This window comes from Micromonospora sp. NPDC051924 (assembly GCF_055586005.1).
This window is the reverse complement of record NZ_JBVJJA010000012.1, coordinates 62,651-77,335: the sequence shown is the minus strand read 5'-3', so window position 1 is coordinate 77,335 and position 14,685 is coordinate 62,651. Positions and strand designations below refer to the sequence as shown.

At 71.2% G+C, this 14,685-nt stretch carries 16 protein-coding genes; 8 read left to right on the top strand and 8 right to left on the bottom strand.

From position 1 onward, the window contains the following. Positions 1 to 138: 138 nt before the first annotated feature. On the top strand, positions 139 to 831 hold the full coding sequence (locus tag ACZ6S5_RS12285; protein WP_466000056.1) for a response regulator: 693 nt from the start codon (positions 139 to 141) through the stop codon (positions 829 to 831). After that, the gene (locus ACZ6S5_RS12280) at positions 828 to 1,943 is read left to right on the top strand and encodes a sensor histidine kinase (protein ID WP_466000055.1); all 1,116 of its coding nucleotides are present in this window, start codon (positions 828 to 830) and stop codon (positions 1,941 to 1,943) included. The genes ACZ6S5_RS12285 and ACZ6S5_RS12280 overlap by 4 nt, the downstream gene beginning before the upstream one ends. A gap of 39 nt (positions 1,944 to 1,982) precedes the next feature. Here the strand turns inward: ACZ6S5_RS12280 and ACZ6S5_RS12275 are convergent, their stop codons facing one another. Then, positions 1,983 to 2,285 carry an SHOCT domain-containing protein gene (locus ACZ6S5_RS12275; RefSeq protein ID WP_466000054.1) on the bottom strand — a complete coding sequence of 101 codons (303 nt, stop codon included), beginning with the start codon at positions 2,283 to 2,285 and terminating at the stop codon, positions 1,983 to 1,985. A gap of 4 nt (positions 2,286 to 2,289) precedes the next feature. Continuing rightward, positions 2,290 to 2,511 carry a DUF2933 domain-containing protein gene (locus tag ACZ6S5_RS12270; protein WP_466000053.1) on the bottom strand — a complete coding sequence of 74 codons (222 nt, stop codon included), beginning with the start codon at positions 2,509 to 2,511 and terminating at the stop codon, positions 2,290 to 2,292. Positions 2,512 to 2,706: 195 nt separating this feature from the next. Here ACZ6S5_RS12270 and ACZ6S5_RS12265 point away from each other — a divergent pair, with 195 nt between their 5' ends. Continuing rightward, entirely contained in the window at positions 2,707 to 4,887 is a 2,181-nt protein-coding gene (locus ACZ6S5_RS12265; RefSeq protein ID WP_466000052.1) for a heavy metal translocating P-type ATPase, read from the top strand. 113 nt (positions 4,888 to 5,000) lie between these two features. Here ACZ6S5_RS12265 and ACZ6S5_RS12260 read toward each other — a convergent pair whose 3' ends face one another. After that, positions 5,001 to 6,548, bottom strand: coding sequence for an ABC transporter permease (locus ACZ6S5_RS12260; RefSeq protein WP_466000051.1), 1,548 nt, complete (start codon positions 6,546 to 6,548; stop codon positions 5,001 to 5,003). Continuing rightward, positions 6,545 to 7,219 (bottom strand): ATP-binding cassette domain-containing protein, encoded by a 675-nt coding sequence (locus ACZ6S5_RS12255; protein WP_466000050.1) that lies wholly within the window; start codon positions 7,217 to 7,219, stop codon positions 6,545 to 6,547. Before ACZ6S5_RS12255 ends, ACZ6S5_RS12260 begins: the two co-directional genes overlap by 4 nt. Positions 7,220 to 7,772: 553 nt before the next feature. Here ACZ6S5_RS12255 and ACZ6S5_RS12250 point away from each other — a divergent pair. From ACZ6S5_RS12250 to ACZ6S5_RS12240, 3 genes are all read left to right on the top strand, one after another. Continuing rightward, positions 7,773 to 8,216: a DUF2752 domain-containing protein gene (locus tag ACZ6S5_RS12250; RefSeq protein WP_466000049.1), complete on the top strand. Its 444-nt coding sequence runs from the start codon at positions 7,773 to 7,775 to the stop codon at positions 8,214 to 8,216. Between the two features lie 61 nt (positions 8,217 to 8,277). Further along, a complete protein-coding gene (locus ACZ6S5_RS12245; protein WP_466000048.1) occupies positions 8,278 to 8,697 on the top strand; it encodes a DUF6153 family protein in 420 nt (139 codons plus the stop codon). A gap of 76 nt (positions 8,698 to 8,773) precedes the next feature. Then, complete coding sequence (locus ACZ6S5_RS12240) at positions 8,774 to 9,457, top strand: DUF305 domain-containing protein (RefSeq protein ID WP_466000047.1); 684 nt, start codon at positions 8,774 to 8,776, stop codon at positions 9,455 to 9,457. Positions 9,458 to 9,695: 238 nt separating this feature from the next. On the opposite strand, the gene ACZ6S5_RS12235 is transcribed toward ACZ6S5_RS12240, so the two are convergent. Continuing rightward, entirely contained in the window at positions 9,696 to 10,451 is a 756-nt protein-coding gene (locus ACZ6S5_RS12235; RefSeq protein WP_466000046.1) for a zinc metalloprotease, read from the bottom strand. Between the two features lie 267 nt (positions 10,452 to 10,718). Here ACZ6S5_RS12235 and ACZ6S5_RS12230 point away from each other — a divergent pair, with 267 nt between their 5' ends. Together ACZ6S5_RS12230 and ACZ6S5_RS12225 are read left to right on the top strand one after the other, a co-directional pair. Then, complete coding sequence (locus ACZ6S5_RS12230) at positions 10,719 to 11,081, top strand: BlaI/MecI/CopY family transcriptional regulator (RefSeq protein WP_466000045.1); 363 nt, start codon at positions 10,719 to 10,721, stop codon at positions 11,079 to 11,081. Further along, positions 11,078 to 12,001 carry a M56 family metallopeptidase gene (locus tag ACZ6S5_RS12225; protein ID WP_466000044.1) on the top strand — a complete coding sequence of 308 codons (924 nt, stop codon included), beginning with the start codon at positions 11,078 to 11,080 and terminating at the stop codon, positions 11,999 to 12,001. The genes ACZ6S5_RS12230 and ACZ6S5_RS12225 overlap by 4 nt, the downstream gene beginning before the upstream one ends. Before the next feature lie 71 nt (positions 12,002 to 12,072). Here the strand turns inward: ACZ6S5_RS12225 and ACZ6S5_RS12220 are convergent, their stop codons facing one another. The 3 genes from ACZ6S5_RS12220 to ACZ6S5_RS12210 all read right to left on the bottom strand — a co-directional run bounded on the left by ACZ6S5_RS12220 (position 12,073) and on the right by ACZ6S5_RS12210 (position 14,384). Beyond that, the gene (locus ACZ6S5_RS12220; protein WP_466000043.1) at positions 12,073 to 12,255 is read right to left on the bottom strand and encodes a hypothetical protein; all 183 of its coding nucleotides are present in this window, start codon (positions 12,253 to 12,255) and stop codon (positions 12,073 to 12,075) included. A 62-nt stretch (positions 12,256 to 12,317) separates the two neighbouring features. Beyond that, positions 12,318 to 12,602: a heavy-metal-associated domain-containing protein gene (locus tag ACZ6S5_RS12215; RefSeq protein WP_466000042.1), complete on the bottom strand. Its 285-nt coding sequence runs from the start codon at positions 12,600 to 12,602 to the stop codon at positions 12,318 to 12,320. A 270-nt stretch (positions 12,603 to 12,872) separates the two neighbouring features. Next, positions 12,873 to 14,384 carry a copper resistance CopC/CopD family protein gene (locus tag ACZ6S5_RS12210; protein ID WP_466000041.1) on the bottom strand — a complete coding sequence of 504 codons (1,512 nt, stop codon included), beginning with the start codon at positions 14,382 to 14,384 and terminating at the stop codon, positions 12,873 to 12,875. Positions 14,385 to 14,685 lie beyond the last annotated feature (301 nt).

The following is a 14,685-nucleotide window of genomic DNA, read 5'->3' as shown; positions in this document are numbered from 1 at the left end:
TACGAGGAACCCTGCCTGCAGCGTGACCTGCGCAGCCGGCCGGCGGCCACGTCGCAGCGCGATCTTCAGTGAATCTTCATGAGCGGCGCCGCGTCACCCGGGCGCGACCACCCCCGCCGCCCGGGCAGGATGGATCCCATGGGCGTACGTGTGCTGGTGGTCGACGACGAGCGCAGCCTGGCAAAGGTCGTCGCCAGCTATCTGGAACGTGACGGGCACGAGGTCAGCTGCGTCTCCGACGGCCGGGCAGCGGTCGACGCCGTCCGGCGCGACCGGCCCGACGTGGTGGTGCTGGATCTCGCCCTCCCGGGCCTGGACGGCATCGAGGTCTGCCGCCAGATCCGCACGTTCACCGACTGCTACGTGGTGATGCTCACCGCCCGCAGCGACGAGGTCGACAAGCTCGTCGGCCTCGGCGTCGGGGCGGACGACTACCTGACCAAGCCGTTCAGCCCGCGCGAGCTGGTGGCCCGCATCCGCGCCATGCTCCGCCGCCCCCGCGCCGCGCTGGCCCCGTCGCCGGAACAGCACGAACGCACCATCGGGGCCCTGCGGATCGACCCCGCCGGTCGTGAGGCGTGGGTCGACGGGCACCCCGTACAGCTCACCCGCACCGAATTCGACCTGCTGGCCGCACTGGCCACCCAGCCGGACACGGCGCTGCGCCGCCGCCAGCTCATCGAGGCGGTGTGGGGCGCCGACTGGGTCGGTGACGAGCACCTCGTCGACGTGCACATCGGTCACCTGCGCCGCAAGCTCGGCGACGACCCCGCAGCCCCCCGATTCATCCGCACGGTGCGTGGCATCGGCTACCGGATGGGGCCGGGATGAGGCGGCAACTCGGACTACCGGGGCGGCTCCTCGCCGCCCAGGCCCTCGTGGTGCTCGTCGGCGCGGCGACCCTCGCCGTGATCGCCGCCGCAGTCGGCCCGGCCATCTTCCACAGCCACCTGCGGCGGGTCGCCGGTCCGGTCGAGGCGGGCATCGCCCATCACGTCGAGGAGGCGTACGCGTCGGCCAGCGCGCTCGCCCTCGGCGTCGCGATCGCCGCGTCGTTGCTGGCCGCCCTCGCCGTCAGCGCCTACCTGGCCCGCCGTCTCGCACAACCGGTCACCCAGTTGGCCGCCGCCGCAGCGGACGTCAGCCGCGGCGACTACGCCGCACGGGTGAACGCTCCCGGCCTCGGCCCCGAGTTCGACACGGTCGCCGCCGCCTTCAACACCATGGCCGCCCGCCTCGCCGACGCGGAGACGACCCGCCGCCGCCTCCTGGCCGACCTCGGCCACGAGTTGCGCACTCCGCTGGCCACCATCGAGGCGTACGTGGACGCCGCCGAGGACGGCATCGCGGTCGAGGGCGAGGACACCTGGACGGTGCTGCGGGCGCAGACGAACCGGCTGCGACGCCTGGCCGAGGACGTCGTCGCGGTGTCCCGCGCGGAGGAACACCAACTCGACCTGCACCGCCGGCCGGTCGCGGTCGGCGAACTGGTCAGCGCCGCGGTCGCCGCCGCCCGAACCCGATATGCCGCAAAGGGCGTGGCGTTGTACGCGCAGGTGGCAGCTGATGCCGGACTGGTTGACGCAGACGCGCAACGGATGGGCCAGGTGCTGGGCAACCTTCTCGACAACGCGCTACGGCACACCCCGCCGACCGGACACGTGACGGTGCACGCCATCCACAACAGCGAAGGTGTGCACATCTCGGTCGCCGACACGGGCGAGGGCATCGACGCACGGCACCTGCCGCACGTCTTCGAGCGCTTCTACCGTGCGGACGCCGCCAGGGACCGCGATCACGGTGGCTCGGGGATCGGCCTGGCTGTCGCCCGCGCGATCGTCACCCAGCATGGCGGTCGGGTCACCGCCGCCAGCGAGGGCCCCGGCAAGGGCGCGACGTTCACCGTCACCCTGCCCGCTGCGGGACCGCTCGCTGTCAGCTGACCAGGCGTCGCTGCCGTCCAGTTCTGCCGGATCGTCCGGTTAACGCAGTCCGTCCAACCTGCGGTGGTACTCCTCGACATCCAGCTCGCCGCGAGCGTAGCGGTCGGCCAGGATGCGCCGCGCCGAATCGTGGCGGTCTGTCGGCCGCCGGCTGCTGCCTGCGGCCAGCCAGACCGCTGCGACGATGATCACGGCCAGGATGAGCCAGCCGACCATCATCGCGCCCATCGGCCAGATCCAACCGTTGCCATGCATGGATCGCGTCCTTTCCCGCAGTCCGGCCTTGCCGGCCGCCGGCGACTTCAGCTCTGGCGGGTCCGCCGGCATACCCGCCACGGCCATCGGATCACCTCGCCGCCGAGGTCGGCCCACGCGAGGAGGATTGCTCGCCCCCACCCGAGTGGCTGTCGTGACCACCGTGGCCACCGTGCATGAGCAGCATCATCAGCGGGCAGGCGAGGGCGAGCAGTCCGAAGCCCACCGACCGTGCCGGCACGCCGAGGGCCAGCGCGCCCACGATGAGGATCGCCAACGCGATCGCGTAGAGGGGGAGATGGGCCCGTCTCATCACCGATCTCCTTCTCGTGCTTCCACCCGTACGCTGCTCCCGCTACGGCCCCGGCGCCAGCGCCCATCTACCCTGCTTCCCGGGACCAAGGTCCTACCCCTGCCCGGTAGCAGTAACGAAGGGTGGCAGCCACGCGGGATCCCGCGCTTGCGCCATACCCCCTAGGGGTATATGTTGTGGGCGGAGGTTGACCCGATGACACGACACCACACCGGCCACGCCGCGGTCGCGGCCACGCACGGCCATTCGCACGACACCCACGAGCCGCATGTCGCGCGGCCCCACCAGGCGCACGCGCCGTCGCAGCACTCCCCGCAACACGGCCAACACCCTGACCACCACGAGGGGCACGCCGGCCACGGCGGCGGGCACGACAAGCACGCCGGGCACGACCCCGAGCAGTTCCGGCGGAAGTTCTGGCTGAGCCTGGCGCTGACCGTGCCGATCGTGGCAACCAGCCACATGGTCATGGACTGGTTCGGCTACACCCTCGACTTCCCCGGCATGACCTGGGTCGGCCCCGTCCTCGGATCCGTGGTGTTCGCCTACGGCGGCTGGCCGTTCCTGGTCGGCGGCGTCCGCGAGGTCCGCGACCGCGCGCCCGGCATGATGCTGCTGATCTCGATGGCGATCACCGTCGCGTACGCCGCCTCACTGGCGACCAGCCTCGGCCTGTTCGACCTGGACTTCTGGTGGGAGCTGGCAGCGCTGGTGACCATCATGTTGCTGGGCCACTGGCAGGAGATGAAGGCGATCGGCCAGGCTCAGGGCGCGCTGGCAGCCCTCGCCGCGCTGCTGCCCGACGACGCCGAACGCCTCGACGAGGCGGGACAGCCGCACCGGGTGTCGGTCGGCGACCTGCGGGTCGGCGACGTCGTGCTGGTCCGCTCCGGCGGCCGGGTGCCCGCCGACGGCCGCATCGTCGACGGCGCCGCGGAACTGGACGAGTCGATGATCACGGGGGAGTCCCGGCCGGTGCCCCGCGCCGTTGGGGACCGCGTGGTCGCCGGCACCGTGGCCACGGACTCCGCCCTGCGGGTCCGCGTCGAGGCCGTCGGCGAGGACACCGCGCTTGCCGGCATCGGTCGGCTCGTCGCCCAGGCGCAGGCGTCCGCCGGCCGTGCGCAGGTGCTCGCCGACCGGTTCGCCGCCTGGCTGTTCTACCTCGCCACGGCCGCCGCGCTGATCACCTTCGGCGCGTGGTGGGCACTCGGCGACCTCGACGAAGCCGTGGTCCGTACCGTGACCGTCCTGGTGATCGCGTGCCCGCACGCCCTCGGGCTGGCCATCCCGCTGGTGATCGCGCTGTCGACGGCGGTCTCGGCCAGAGCCGGCATCCTGGTCAAGGACCGCCTCGCCCTCGAACGTATGCGGGGCGTGGACGCCGTGCTGTTCGACAAGACCGGCACCCTGACCAAGGGCGCCCACACCGTCACCGGCAGCGCCGCCACCGTCGGGCTGACCGAGGACGAGGTGCTGCGGATCGCCGGTGCGGTCGAGGCGGACAGCGAGCACCCACTGGCCCGGGCCCTGGTCAAGGCGGCCCACGGCCGCGGCCTGGTGGCCGAGGCCGAGGACTTCCGTTCCCTGACCGGACGGGGCGTTCAGGCCGTCGTCGACGGCACCCCGTACGCGGTCGGCGGTCCCGCCCTGCTGCGGGAACTCGACGCCACCGTGCCCGCCGACCTCGAGGCCGCCAGCGACCGGTGGTCGGCCCGGGGCGCCGCCGTCCTGCATCTCGTGCGGCTACCGGCCGACGGCCGACCCGAGCCGATCGGCGCGTTCGCGCTCGAGGACGAGGTGCGGCCGGAGGCCCGGCAGGCCATCACCGAGCTACGCGAACAGGGCGTGAAGAAGATCGTCATGATCACGGGCGACGCGCGGCCGGTCGCCGAGGCGGTCGCCGCCGACCTGGGGTTCCGGCCCGGTGTCGATGAGGTGTTCGCCGAGGTCCTGCCCGCGGACAAGGACCGGGCGGTGGCGGCGCTGCAGGCCCGGGGCCTGACGGTGGCCATGGTCGGCGACGGGGTCAACGACGCCCCCGCCCTGGCCCGCGCCGACGTCGGCATCGCGATCGGCGCCGGCACCGACGTGGCCATCGAGTCGGCCGGTGTGGTCCTGGCGTCTTCCGACCCGCGCGGGGTCACCGGCGTGATCCGGCTGTCCCGAGCGTCCTACCGCAAGATGGTGCAGAACCTCGCCTGGGCGGCCGGCTACAACGTCGTGGCCATCCCCGTCGCGGCCGGTGCCCTGGCCTGGGCGGGGATAGCCCTCAGCCCGGCCGTCGGCGCCGTGCTGATGTCCGCCTCCACCATCGTCGTGGCGCTCAACGCGCAACTGCTCCGCCGCGTACGCCTCACGCCTGGACGCAACTGAGCGGATGAGACCTGGCCCGGCCGGCACGAAGCCGGCCGGGCCGACGTCGCCCACCCCCGTCCGACGGCCGTTCCACGGCCGTCGGACGGGCGACGCCCATCCGGGCGCAGGGGCTACCGGGCGGCCCTCTCCGGCGTCTCCGCCGTACCCGCCGCCGTTACCCGAGCGCGGCCCGGGGGCGCCACCGACCAGCGGTAAGCCACAGTGACGGCCAGCGACAGCGCCACCAGCCACCCCAGGGCCACGATCAGCGAGCCGACCTCGTCGAACCCTCGCGTCAGCGCACCGTCGAGCAGCACCCTGACCCCGCCGTAGCCGGGCAGTGCCCTCGCCCACGTCGGCGGTTGCGCGCGCAGCATCGGGCTCTGGCTGATGCCGAGATCGAGGAATGGCAGCAGGAACGCCATGAATACCCCACCGACCCGCCCGAAGATCGGTGCGAGCAGGGCGCCGACCAGGGCGTACGTGACAGCGATGAGGACGTTTCCGCCGGCGTACACCGGCCAGCGGACCGCGTCGAAGACGGACGCCGTGGTGGCCAGTGACACCGTCGTGGCCAGCAACGCCGCGGCGGCGAGCACCCCGAACCGGCCGGCCAGCAACGCCGTCGGACGTAACCCGGCGAGCGCCGCGCGGCGGTCGCCGGCGCGGCTGTCCAGCACGGTGAACAGGCCGGCCAACGCCGCCAGCGAGGCGACCGCGATCGGCGCCATCGTCGCGCCGTGCACCTCCGGCATCGGATATGTCTCGGCCAGCCGCCGGCCGTGCTCGCGCACCGTCACGGTGATCGGCTGTTCCGGGGTGATCGCGTCGGCCAACAGGATGAAGATCACCGGGACTGCGACGTACAGCGCCCACAACGCGGGATTGCGGTACCCGTCCCGCCACGCCGCGCGGGTCGCGCCCGCCAACTGGGCCCACCACCCGCCCGGCCGGTGCCGTCGGCGGACCGGCCCGCCGCTTCGGGTGCGCCACACCGCAAGCATCCACGCGACCGCGATCGCCGCGACCGTCCACACCAGGGCCCAGCCGACGTCCCCGAGCCGCCCGGCATGCCCGGACGGCAGATTCACCATCCACGAGGTGACGAAGTGCATCGGCAGGATCCGCGTGCCCACCCGCTCCTGGGCGCCCATCGCCGGGCCGAGGAAGACGTCCAGGATCCAGATCAACAACACCACCACCGTGCCGTTGACCGGGTTGCGCACCAGCGTTCCCACGGCCGCGCCGATCCCAACGTAGATGACCGCCGCCATCAGCGTCCCGACGACCAGGTGGCCCGGACGGTCGACGCCGGACCGCACCGCCAGGGTGACCAGCGCGATCGCGCTGACCAGCACAGCCAGCGCCAGCCCCGTCAGCAGCCGGGCCGCGACCATACGCGCCGGCCGCAGTCCGGCGAGCACGACCCGCTGGTCGGTGTCGCGGGTCGCGGCGCTCTGGAAGTACATGCCGACGCCGGCGAGGAAGGCCGCCGACCACGCGGCCGTGGCGTTCTCCACCGCCGCGCCGCCGCGGCCCCCGAGAATCCTCGCGGCGTCCGCCAGCGTTCCCGCCACCACCGCCACGAACACCACGGGTACGACGACGAGCAGCAGCAGGTTGACCCGGTTGCGGGCGTAGTCAGCGAGGAACCGCCGCACGAACGCCAGGACGGTCACCGTGGTGCCGCCCGCCCGTCCGTGATGGCCACGATCCGGTCGAACCGCTCCTCGTCGACGACGAAGTGGCTGATGACCAGCGCGGCGTGGCCGGCACGCCGACGCTCGCCAACCAGGTCCCAGAACTTCTGATACGTGTCCCAGTCGAAGCTCGCGTACGGCTCGTCAAGCAGCATCAGCTCGGGATCCGGCAGCAGGGCCAGCGCCAGGTTGAGCTTGGCGAGCGTCCCGCCGGAGAGCCGTTCGGCGCGGGTGCGGGCGTACCGGCCGAAGCCCAGTTCGTCGTACAGCGACTGCCGCGACTGCTCTGTCTCCTCGTCCGGCATGCCGTAGGCGTGGCCGAAGAGGTCGAAGTGCTCGTCGCAGGTCAGCCGCGGATACAGCTGCGGGTTCTGTGGGCAGTAGCCGATCCGCCCGCGGTGCGTGACCGTCCCCGCGTCGGCACTCAGCGCCCCGACCAGGATCTGCATCAGGGTGCTCTTGCCCGAGCCGTTCTCACCGATCACCCCGACCACCTGGCCTGCCCGTAGATCGAGGTCCACGCCGCGCAGCACGGGCTGGCGCCGCCGGAACAGTCCTCGGCGGTAGGACTTGCGCAGGCCCCGGGCGGTCAGCACGGCCGCCGCCTCTGGTGGCTGCCGGTCGGGCGCGGGGTCTTCGCGACCGGTCACACGTCACCTCCATGAGCACGGGGGTGGTGTGAGCATTCGTGGCGCCCTCAGCTTAGGGGCGGTGGAGGAGGCGTGCCGCAGTTACGACCGGGAGGTCTCAAGCCCCTGCCAGCTGGTCCCTGAGTCGCTGCTGCGCCGCACGTCACCCGATCGGGTGGCGACGAAGAGTTGATCCCCGTGCACGGTTAACGCAACAGGGGCGTCGGGCGCGGTTCCCCCGGTGGGCGACCGGGTCTCACCGCCGTCGGGCGCGCCAACCCGTGCAGTTGGCTCACCGTCGTGGCGGCATGGTGGTCGGTCCCGGCACGATCGCGCCATCGGCTGCCGAGCAGGGCGGCTGCGGTCAGGACAAGAGCGGCGACCAGTCCGATCGCCCAGATCCTCCGGTTGGCAGACCTGCCAGGCATCCTGATCTCCTCGTGGCGATCCCCTCGCGAGGTGCTCATGGCACGCCATCTACTATGCGCGGTTAGTAGACGCGTGTCGGGACAGGTGACCCCTGCCCATCTCGGCAGTCGTGCTGCTGGACACACGAGGGAGCGGGATGCGACGGATGGCGGTGGACCCGCATCGCACGGCACAGCGTGCGGCGACCCTGGCGTTGGTGGGCGCCATCGGCGCGGCGGCGGCGTTTGTGCTTCGCTTCGACCCGACCGACCGGGTCGCCGATCCCACCGGCCCATGCCTGTGGCATGCGCTCACCGGGATCAACGGTCCGAGTTGCGGCGGAACGCGCATGTTCTACTACCTGCTGCACGGCGATCTCGTCGACGCCGCTCGCCACCACCTGGCCGCCCTGGTGGCCGTTCCCTTCCTTCTCGACGCGGGCGTCCGCTGGGCCGGCATCGCGTGGTTCGGGCGGGAGCTTCCCGCGCTGCGGTCGTCGCCACGTGTCTACTGGGCCTACGGCGTCACCTTCCTGCTCTACAGCACGGTCCTTCGCAACCTGCCGTGGCCGCCGTTCACGTGGTTCGACATCCCGGACCTGACCCCCTGACGAGACGCGTGTGATCCTGACCCCTCTCGGCGGCATTCGCACCAACTAAGCTAGGTATGGGATGAAAAGCCCGATGGGGAACGAACCGAGCCTGCGGAGGCAGACGCTGCTGCGGCTGGTGCTGCTCGTCGCCGTGACGTTCGGCGTGTTCGGCATGCACACCTGCGGCCACCCGCCCCGCCTCGGATCCTCTGGCGCCGCGCACATGACGACCGCCGCCCACGAGATCGGAACTGTGCCGGCTGCGGAGCAGGGCCATGACGACTCGCGCGGCCATGGCGACGCCCTTCACGCGTTCACCGTGTGCCTGGCGGTGCTGGGCAGCGTCCTGCTCCTCAGCTCCCGGTCGGTGCTGCGGCAGCGCCGGTGGGACCTCTGCGTGCCGGCCGGCCCACGGTCTCGGGCGACGGGCAGGCGTGGAGCTCCGCCTCGCCGTCCCATCGGACTGCAGCTCACCGCTGTGTCGGTCCTACGGACATAGGAAGCGCGGAAATCCGGACTGCCCGGATCCGACGATCCCCTTTTCCCGAAACCCAGCGACAAGGACCACGTACCTGATGAAGCGAACCATCGTGCGCCGCAGCGCCCTCGCGGGCGTCGCCCTGTCCGCTCTGCTCGTCACCGCGGCCTGCGGCGACGACACGGCCGGCATGGAGCACGGCAACAGCAGTCCGTCGACGAGCACCTCGTCCTCGGCCAACGCCACCTTCAACGACGCGGACGTGATGTTCGCCCAGATGATGATCCCGCACCATCAGCAGGCGGTCGAGATGGCCGACCTGGCCCGGACCCGGGCCCGCGACCCGGAGCTGAAGGACCTGGCTGCCAAGATCAAGGCGGCGCAGGATCCGGAGATCACCACCATGAAGGGGTGGCTGACGGCGTGGGGAAAGCCCATCCAGCTCCCCGGCAACCACAGCATGCCCGGCACGAGCTCGGCGCCGGGGCACAACATGCTGGGGATGTCGGCCTCGCCCGGTCATGACATGCCGGGCATGAACTCGGACATGCCAGGCATGATGTCCGAGCAGGAGATGGCGGACCTCGACGCGGCCAAGGGCAGCGCCTTCGACAAGAAGTTCGCCGAGATGATGATCGCCCACCACAACGGCGCCATCGAGATGGCCAGGACCGAGCAGGCCAACGGCAGCAACCCCGAGGCCAAGGCGCTCGCCGCCAAGATCGCCTCGGATCAGGCCGCGGAGGTCCAGACCCTGCAGAAGATCCTCGACCGCCTGTAAGCCGCGCCTTTTCGGCCGGGCTCGACGTCCTCGTCGAGCCCGGCCGGACCCCTCTCCGCACTGCATCCGTCGGCCAGGACCCGACCGACGAGATGCGGCCAGGTCACCGCCGGTTGTGTTCGAGACGTGCCGTCGGCCTGAGCACACCAGCACAGCGGCCCCTCGCCACAATGGCGAAGGGCCGCAGCGCGTCTCGGCGATCCTGCGACGGACCCCTCCACCGCGGTCGACCCGACGATCAGGCCCAGATCACGTGGGTGACGACCATGGTGCCGTCGGCGAAGTGCCGGACGTAGGTGGAGTGCCGGTCGGCGCGCGAGCCGCTGACCAGCGTGCCCCAGGACTCCGGCGAGTTGCCCACCGACGCGGCGGCCGGTGCGGAGCCGACCGTGCTGGTCGAGTCGACGTGCGAGTAGATGGTCACCAGCTCGTCGTAGTCGTGCTGGTTGGGGTGCTGGTTGGTGCTGGGGTCATTGGTGTAGTCCATGCAGGTGCCGAGGTTGGCGTTGTTGAAGTTCTCGTCCTGGTGGTCCAGGCCGAAGGTGTGGCCGACCTCCTGGCAGGTGACGAGGTTGCGCCACGCCGGCGTGTTGTACTGGGCGGTGTTGAAGTAGGTGTCGTTCAGCTTCACGGTGCCCTGGGTGATGTGGGTGCCACCGGTCACCGAGATCGAGGCGATGCCGAGCCAGCCGTTGTTGCCGTAGGTGGAGTTGCAGACCTCCACCCGGCCGGTGGTGGCCTTGCAGTTCTTGGGGTTGCTCAGCCCGGTCACGACGGTGGTGTCGAGGACGGTGGACTTGCTCCAGTCGGCGGATGCGCCGGACAGTGCGGAGTCCCACTGGGAGCTGACGTTGTCACCCAGCTTCAGGGTGAACGGGTTGGCGGTGCGCGCCCAGTGGTACCCGCCCCAGCTGTGGTTGGCCTGGGCGGGCGACGGGAACACCAGCAGGGCGAGGCTTGCGGCGCCGGCGGCGGCCAGCAGTTTCTTGTGCATTCCAGCTCCTCTGGGAGTGCCGTTGGGGGTGGGTACGGCATTGACCCGAACCACTTCATACGCCTCACCTGAGCGTCGCCGGACCTTGCGGAACGCAACTTTTTCGCCCTCTGTAAATATGGACCACCTTCGACGTCATCCTGAGCCGGTCGGGCGCTCCCGAGGTACCGGGACCCTGCGCCCACCAGCCACCCATCGTCGGCGCCAACACGTTCAACTGGCCCCGGGTCGGCTCGCGTACGCTTACGGGCACAAAGGGGGGAGCACGTGGCAGAGCTGGGCAAACTCGAAGCGGCCGTCATGGACGTCCTCTGGCGCGCCGATGAACCCCTGCTGGTCAGGGACGTCCTCGAGGCGCTGACCACCGACCGTGCCCTGGCTTACACGACCGTTCTCACGGTGCTGGACAACCTGCACCGCAAGGGCTGGGCCGTGCGGGAGAAGGACGGCAAGGCCTACCGCTACCGCCCGGCCGGCACCCGTGAGGAGATCACGGCGCGCACGCTACGCCAGGTGATCGAGACCAGCACCCACCCCGACCTGGTACTCCTGCACTTCGCGCGGTCGGCTTCCGACCGCGAACTGCACATCCTCAGGCAGGTGCTGCACGAGCGGGAGTCTGGCCGGTGAGCCTCGCGCTCGCCCTTTTCACCGGCGCCGCCGCCGTCGCCTGGTGGGGCCCCGCCGCGTTGCGGCTGTGCTTCCGCCACGTGGCTGATCCTGTCGCGGTGCTGCTCGGCTGGCTCGGGCTGCTCGTCGCGGTGATCGCCACCTTCGGCCTCGCCGTCGCCATGCTTCTCACCCCGGGGACCACCCACGAGTGGGCACTGCACGACCTCGCCCGCATCTGCTGGCACTGGGCCCGCCCCAGCCGGCCACCCGCCCTCGACGAGGTTGTCGGGGCGGCGGGGGCTCTGATCATGCTCGCCGTGCTCGCCAGGTTCGTTGCGACGTGCGCCCGCCGGGCACGCCGCGCCCACCGCGCTCGGCGGGCCCATGCGGATCTGCTCACGCTCGCCGGCGGGGTGCCCGACCCCGGCGAGGCGGCGGTGCTGTGGATTCCGCACCCGACCCCGTTGGCCTACAGCTTCGGCGGCTCCGGTGGAGTGACGGTGCTCGCCAACTGCGCCCGTGACCTGCCGGCAGAGCAGCTCGCCGCGGTGCTCAGTCATGAGCGGGCCCACCTGCGCGAGCACCATCATCTCCTCGTTTCCGCCGTGGAGGGGCTCGCGGCGGCCGTGCCCTGGCTGCCATTGACCCGGGAAGCGCCGTCGGCCGTCCGCCTGCTCGTCGAGCTGCGCGCGGACGCCGCTGCCGTGCGCGAATGCGGCCACGCGGCCGTGCGAAATGCGCTGCTGACCTTCGCTGGCGCGCAGCATCCGCCGTCCGCTCTGTCGATGGCAGGGGCGGAGGTGGCGATCCGCCTGCAACGACTTCAAGGGCGCCGTCCGGACAAGCGAAATCTTGCTGCGCGTGGGGCGCTCGGTTCGGTCGCCCTGATCGCACCCGTGAGCGTCGGCCTGCTCGCCGGCATCATCTCCTGCCTGTAGGAGCGTCGGGCCCGAATCCGAGGTGCGGCGTGCTGGTGCGTCATCCACGGAGGCCAACAGGCTTGTGGCCCTCATGTCGAGGTGCGCTTGCAACTGGTCATCGGTGGGATCGACCAGAAGCGGCCGTCGGGCCGGCGCCCCCGCTGCGGCTGCCGGACGAGTTCAGTTGCGGTCTCGTCCTCGTCGAGGTCGACGTAGGTGTCCGCGATGCCGGCCTGGTCGAGCAGGGCTCGGCTGTGTCGAACGTCGGGCACCAGCGGCAAGCCGCATCCCCTGGACACCGCCGGGTGGTCTGGGGATGCGGCGCGGCCGGAGGTCAGCCGACGAGGCGGTAGCCGGCCCGCTCCACCGCAGCGCGGACGTCCGCGGTCTCCAGCGGGTTGGCGCTGACAACGGTGATGGTGCCGCCGGCCACGTCGGCCTGTACGTCGGTCACGCCCTCGACCTCGGCGACGTGCCGGGTGACGGTCTTGGCGCAGCCGCCGCAGGTCATGCCGGAAACCGCGTACGTGTTCCGGACGCCGGGTTCGGCGTCGACGGCGGTAGGGGTGCTGTCAATGGTGACGGTGCCGCAGCCGCAGCTCGATTCATTGCCGCACATGTGGATCTCCTCGTGATTGCTGGTGTTTCCGCTTCCATGCGCGGTCGCGGACGGCCGCGCGGTGCCGGGCCGATACCCAGCCGGCCGGCACCCCGAAAATACCCCTCCCGGGTATTTCTCTCAAGGGCTCAGCGGGACCGGTAGGCAGGCGGTCGCTATGCGAGGGATCACTTAATGCCGCATACCGGTAGGGGTAAAAGGCTGCCGGAGCGTCGTCGCCCTGGCGCGTTCGCCACCATCCAGGCGGCCCGCCGCGAGCTCTCGTGCCGGCTACGTCTCGGCATTGACGAGGATCGCGGTGACCAGCAGGACGGCCAACATCAGCAACGCTTCGGCCAGGACGGTGCGGCGTAGCTGGTGAGTGCCGTCCGTCGCGCGGTGGTCAAGCCGAGGGACCACACGCCTGCTGTTGTAGAGCCCGACGAGGGCAACAATCGCCACCAGCGTGACCTTGACGAGCAGCACCCGTCCCCAGTTGGTCGTCACGAGATGGCCCGGCTGCTCCAGGATCAGAAGGGTCATCGCGACGCCGGCGATACCCGTGAGCGCTACCGCGGCGGTGGCCGGTATGGAGAAGCGCACCGCCATCTCCGCGGCACCCGTCGGCGCTCCCAGGCGGGCGCGACCGAGCAGCAGGACGGCCAGGAGGAGAACCCCGCCGACCCACACGGCGGCGGCGATGGTGTGAGCGAAATCGGCCGCCACGACGACCACCCGAGGTTCTGCGGTGACGGTGTGCCCGTCGAGCAGGAAGGAACCCAACAGCAGCGCCGTGGTGACACCCAGGAGCACAGGGCGGACAGCTCGCGCGCGCACCCGCGCAACGCCGCCGGTCGGTCCATCAGCGGCAGGCGTCACCAGGTTCCGAGAGTCGGTGGGTATCGCGGCGACGGTCGGCACGGAATGACGCCCGACGGCGTGCCGGCCCCGGATCAGCGCCGCTTCGAGTGAACCGGACACGAGCAGGCCTGCCGCGCCGGTGAACCGCAGGACCAGGCTGGCGGCCACGGGCGTCTGGCTGAGGGCGGCCAACGCCGGGACGCTGGCCGCTGAGGCTAAGGTGCCCTGTTCGCTGAAGACCGCCGCGAGCGCAGCCAGCTCAAGGGCCGCTCCGGCCGCTACCGTCAGCCCGGCCGTCCGCACCCAGACCTCCACTACCCGGATGTCACTGCGAGTACCGACCAATGTGGTCAGCGCGAAGACGAGACCACCGACACCGAGCAGGATCGCCCCGTACGACAGCCACCGCCCGACGCTGCCGACGAACTGCACGAGCCCCTGGCCGACATCGGCGGTATGGCCCACGGCGTGTCCGCCGGAATGGGCGGGCGGCGAAGCCGAGGGCATACCGGGCCCACCATGGCTGGCATGTCCGTGCCGGCTGGGCGTTGCCTGGGGCTTGGCGGTAGCTCCGGGCGCCGGGGGAGGCGAGGCCACCGTGAAGGTGAGGACACCTGTCAGGGGGTGGGCGTCCGGGGCTGCGACGTTCCATCGCAGCTTGAACGTGCCCGTGGTCAGGGGACTGGTCGGGTGGACCAGCCACGTACGGCCCCCGTCGGGGGTGTGGCTGGTCGCTGGTACAGCACTGTCCTGGCTGTCGGAGAGCTTGAGCCCCGCTCCAGTGGGCGTGCCGGCGGCACTGAACGTCAGCCGGATCTCTCGAACGGCGCCATCCACCCGAGCGCCGTCGGCCGGCACGGCCTTCAGCAGCTTGAAATGCGCGGCAGCGGGGGAGGCGAACCCGAGCGCCACGATGAGGGCGGGAAACAGCGCCAGCCACACCCGCAGTGCCCAGCGTGCGGCGCGACGTGCGGACGGCTGATGACAGGCGGGACCCGATGAGGCGGCAGGCAAGGTCAGGCCGCCCGGCGACGCCGCTGGAAAGGCACTGTGGATCCTTCCGCCGAGGAGGCGTGGACTCGACGCCCACACATCGCTCCCACCTGATGCGGCCATCCTAGGGCAACTACTATCCGCTGATAGTAGGGGAGTGTCAGCCTCGACGATCCTGGGAACTCCGGCCAGCGGAGAACGGAGCATGATGGCATCGCCGAAGCCGACGAATTTGAAGCGGGCCACGGCG

Bases quoted from the DNA above. Each gene is read 5' to 3' on its own strand.
- ACZ6S5_RS12280 (WP_466000055.1), top strand. From the start codon at position 828: ATGAGGCGGCAACTCGGACTACCGGGGCGGCTCCTCGCCGCCCAGGCC.
- ACZ6S5_RS12265 (WP_466000052.1), top strand. From the start codon at position 2,707: ATGACACGACACCACACCGGCCACGCCGCGGTCGCGGCCACGCACGGC.
- ACZ6S5_RS12235 (WP_466000046.1), bottom strand. From the start codon at position 10,451: ATGCACAAGAAACTGCTGGCCGCCGCCGGCGCCGCAAGCCTCGCCCTG.
- ACZ6S5_RS12215 (WP_466000042.1), bottom strand. From the start codon at position 12,602: ATGTGCGGCAATGAATCGAGCTGCGGCTGCGGCACCGTCACCATTGAC.
- ACZ6S5_RS12270 (WP_466000053.1), bottom strand. From the start codon at position 2,511: ATGAGACGGGCCCATCTCCCCCTCTACGCGATCGCGTTGGCGATCCTC.
- ACZ6S5_RS12240 (WP_466000047.1), top strand. From the start codon at position 8,774: ATGAAGCGAACCATCGTGCGCCGCAGCGCCCTCGCGGGCGTCGCCCTG.
- ACZ6S5_RS12245 (WP_466000048.1), top strand. From the start codon at position 8,278: ATGAAAAGCCCGATGGGGAACGAACCGAGCCTGCGGAGGCAGACGCTG.
- ACZ6S5_RS12275 (WP_466000054.1), bottom strand. From the start codon at position 2,285: ATGGCCGTGGCGGGTATGCCGGCGGACCCGCCAGAGCTGAAGTCGCCG.
- ACZ6S5_RS12285 (WP_466000056.1), top strand. From the start codon at position 139: ATGGGCGTACGTGTGCTGGTGGTCGACGACGAGCGCAGCCTGGCAAAG.
- ACZ6S5_RS12250 (WP_466000049.1), top strand. From the start codon at position 7,773: ATGGCGGTGGACCCGCATCGCACGGCACAGCGTGCGGCGACCCTGGCG.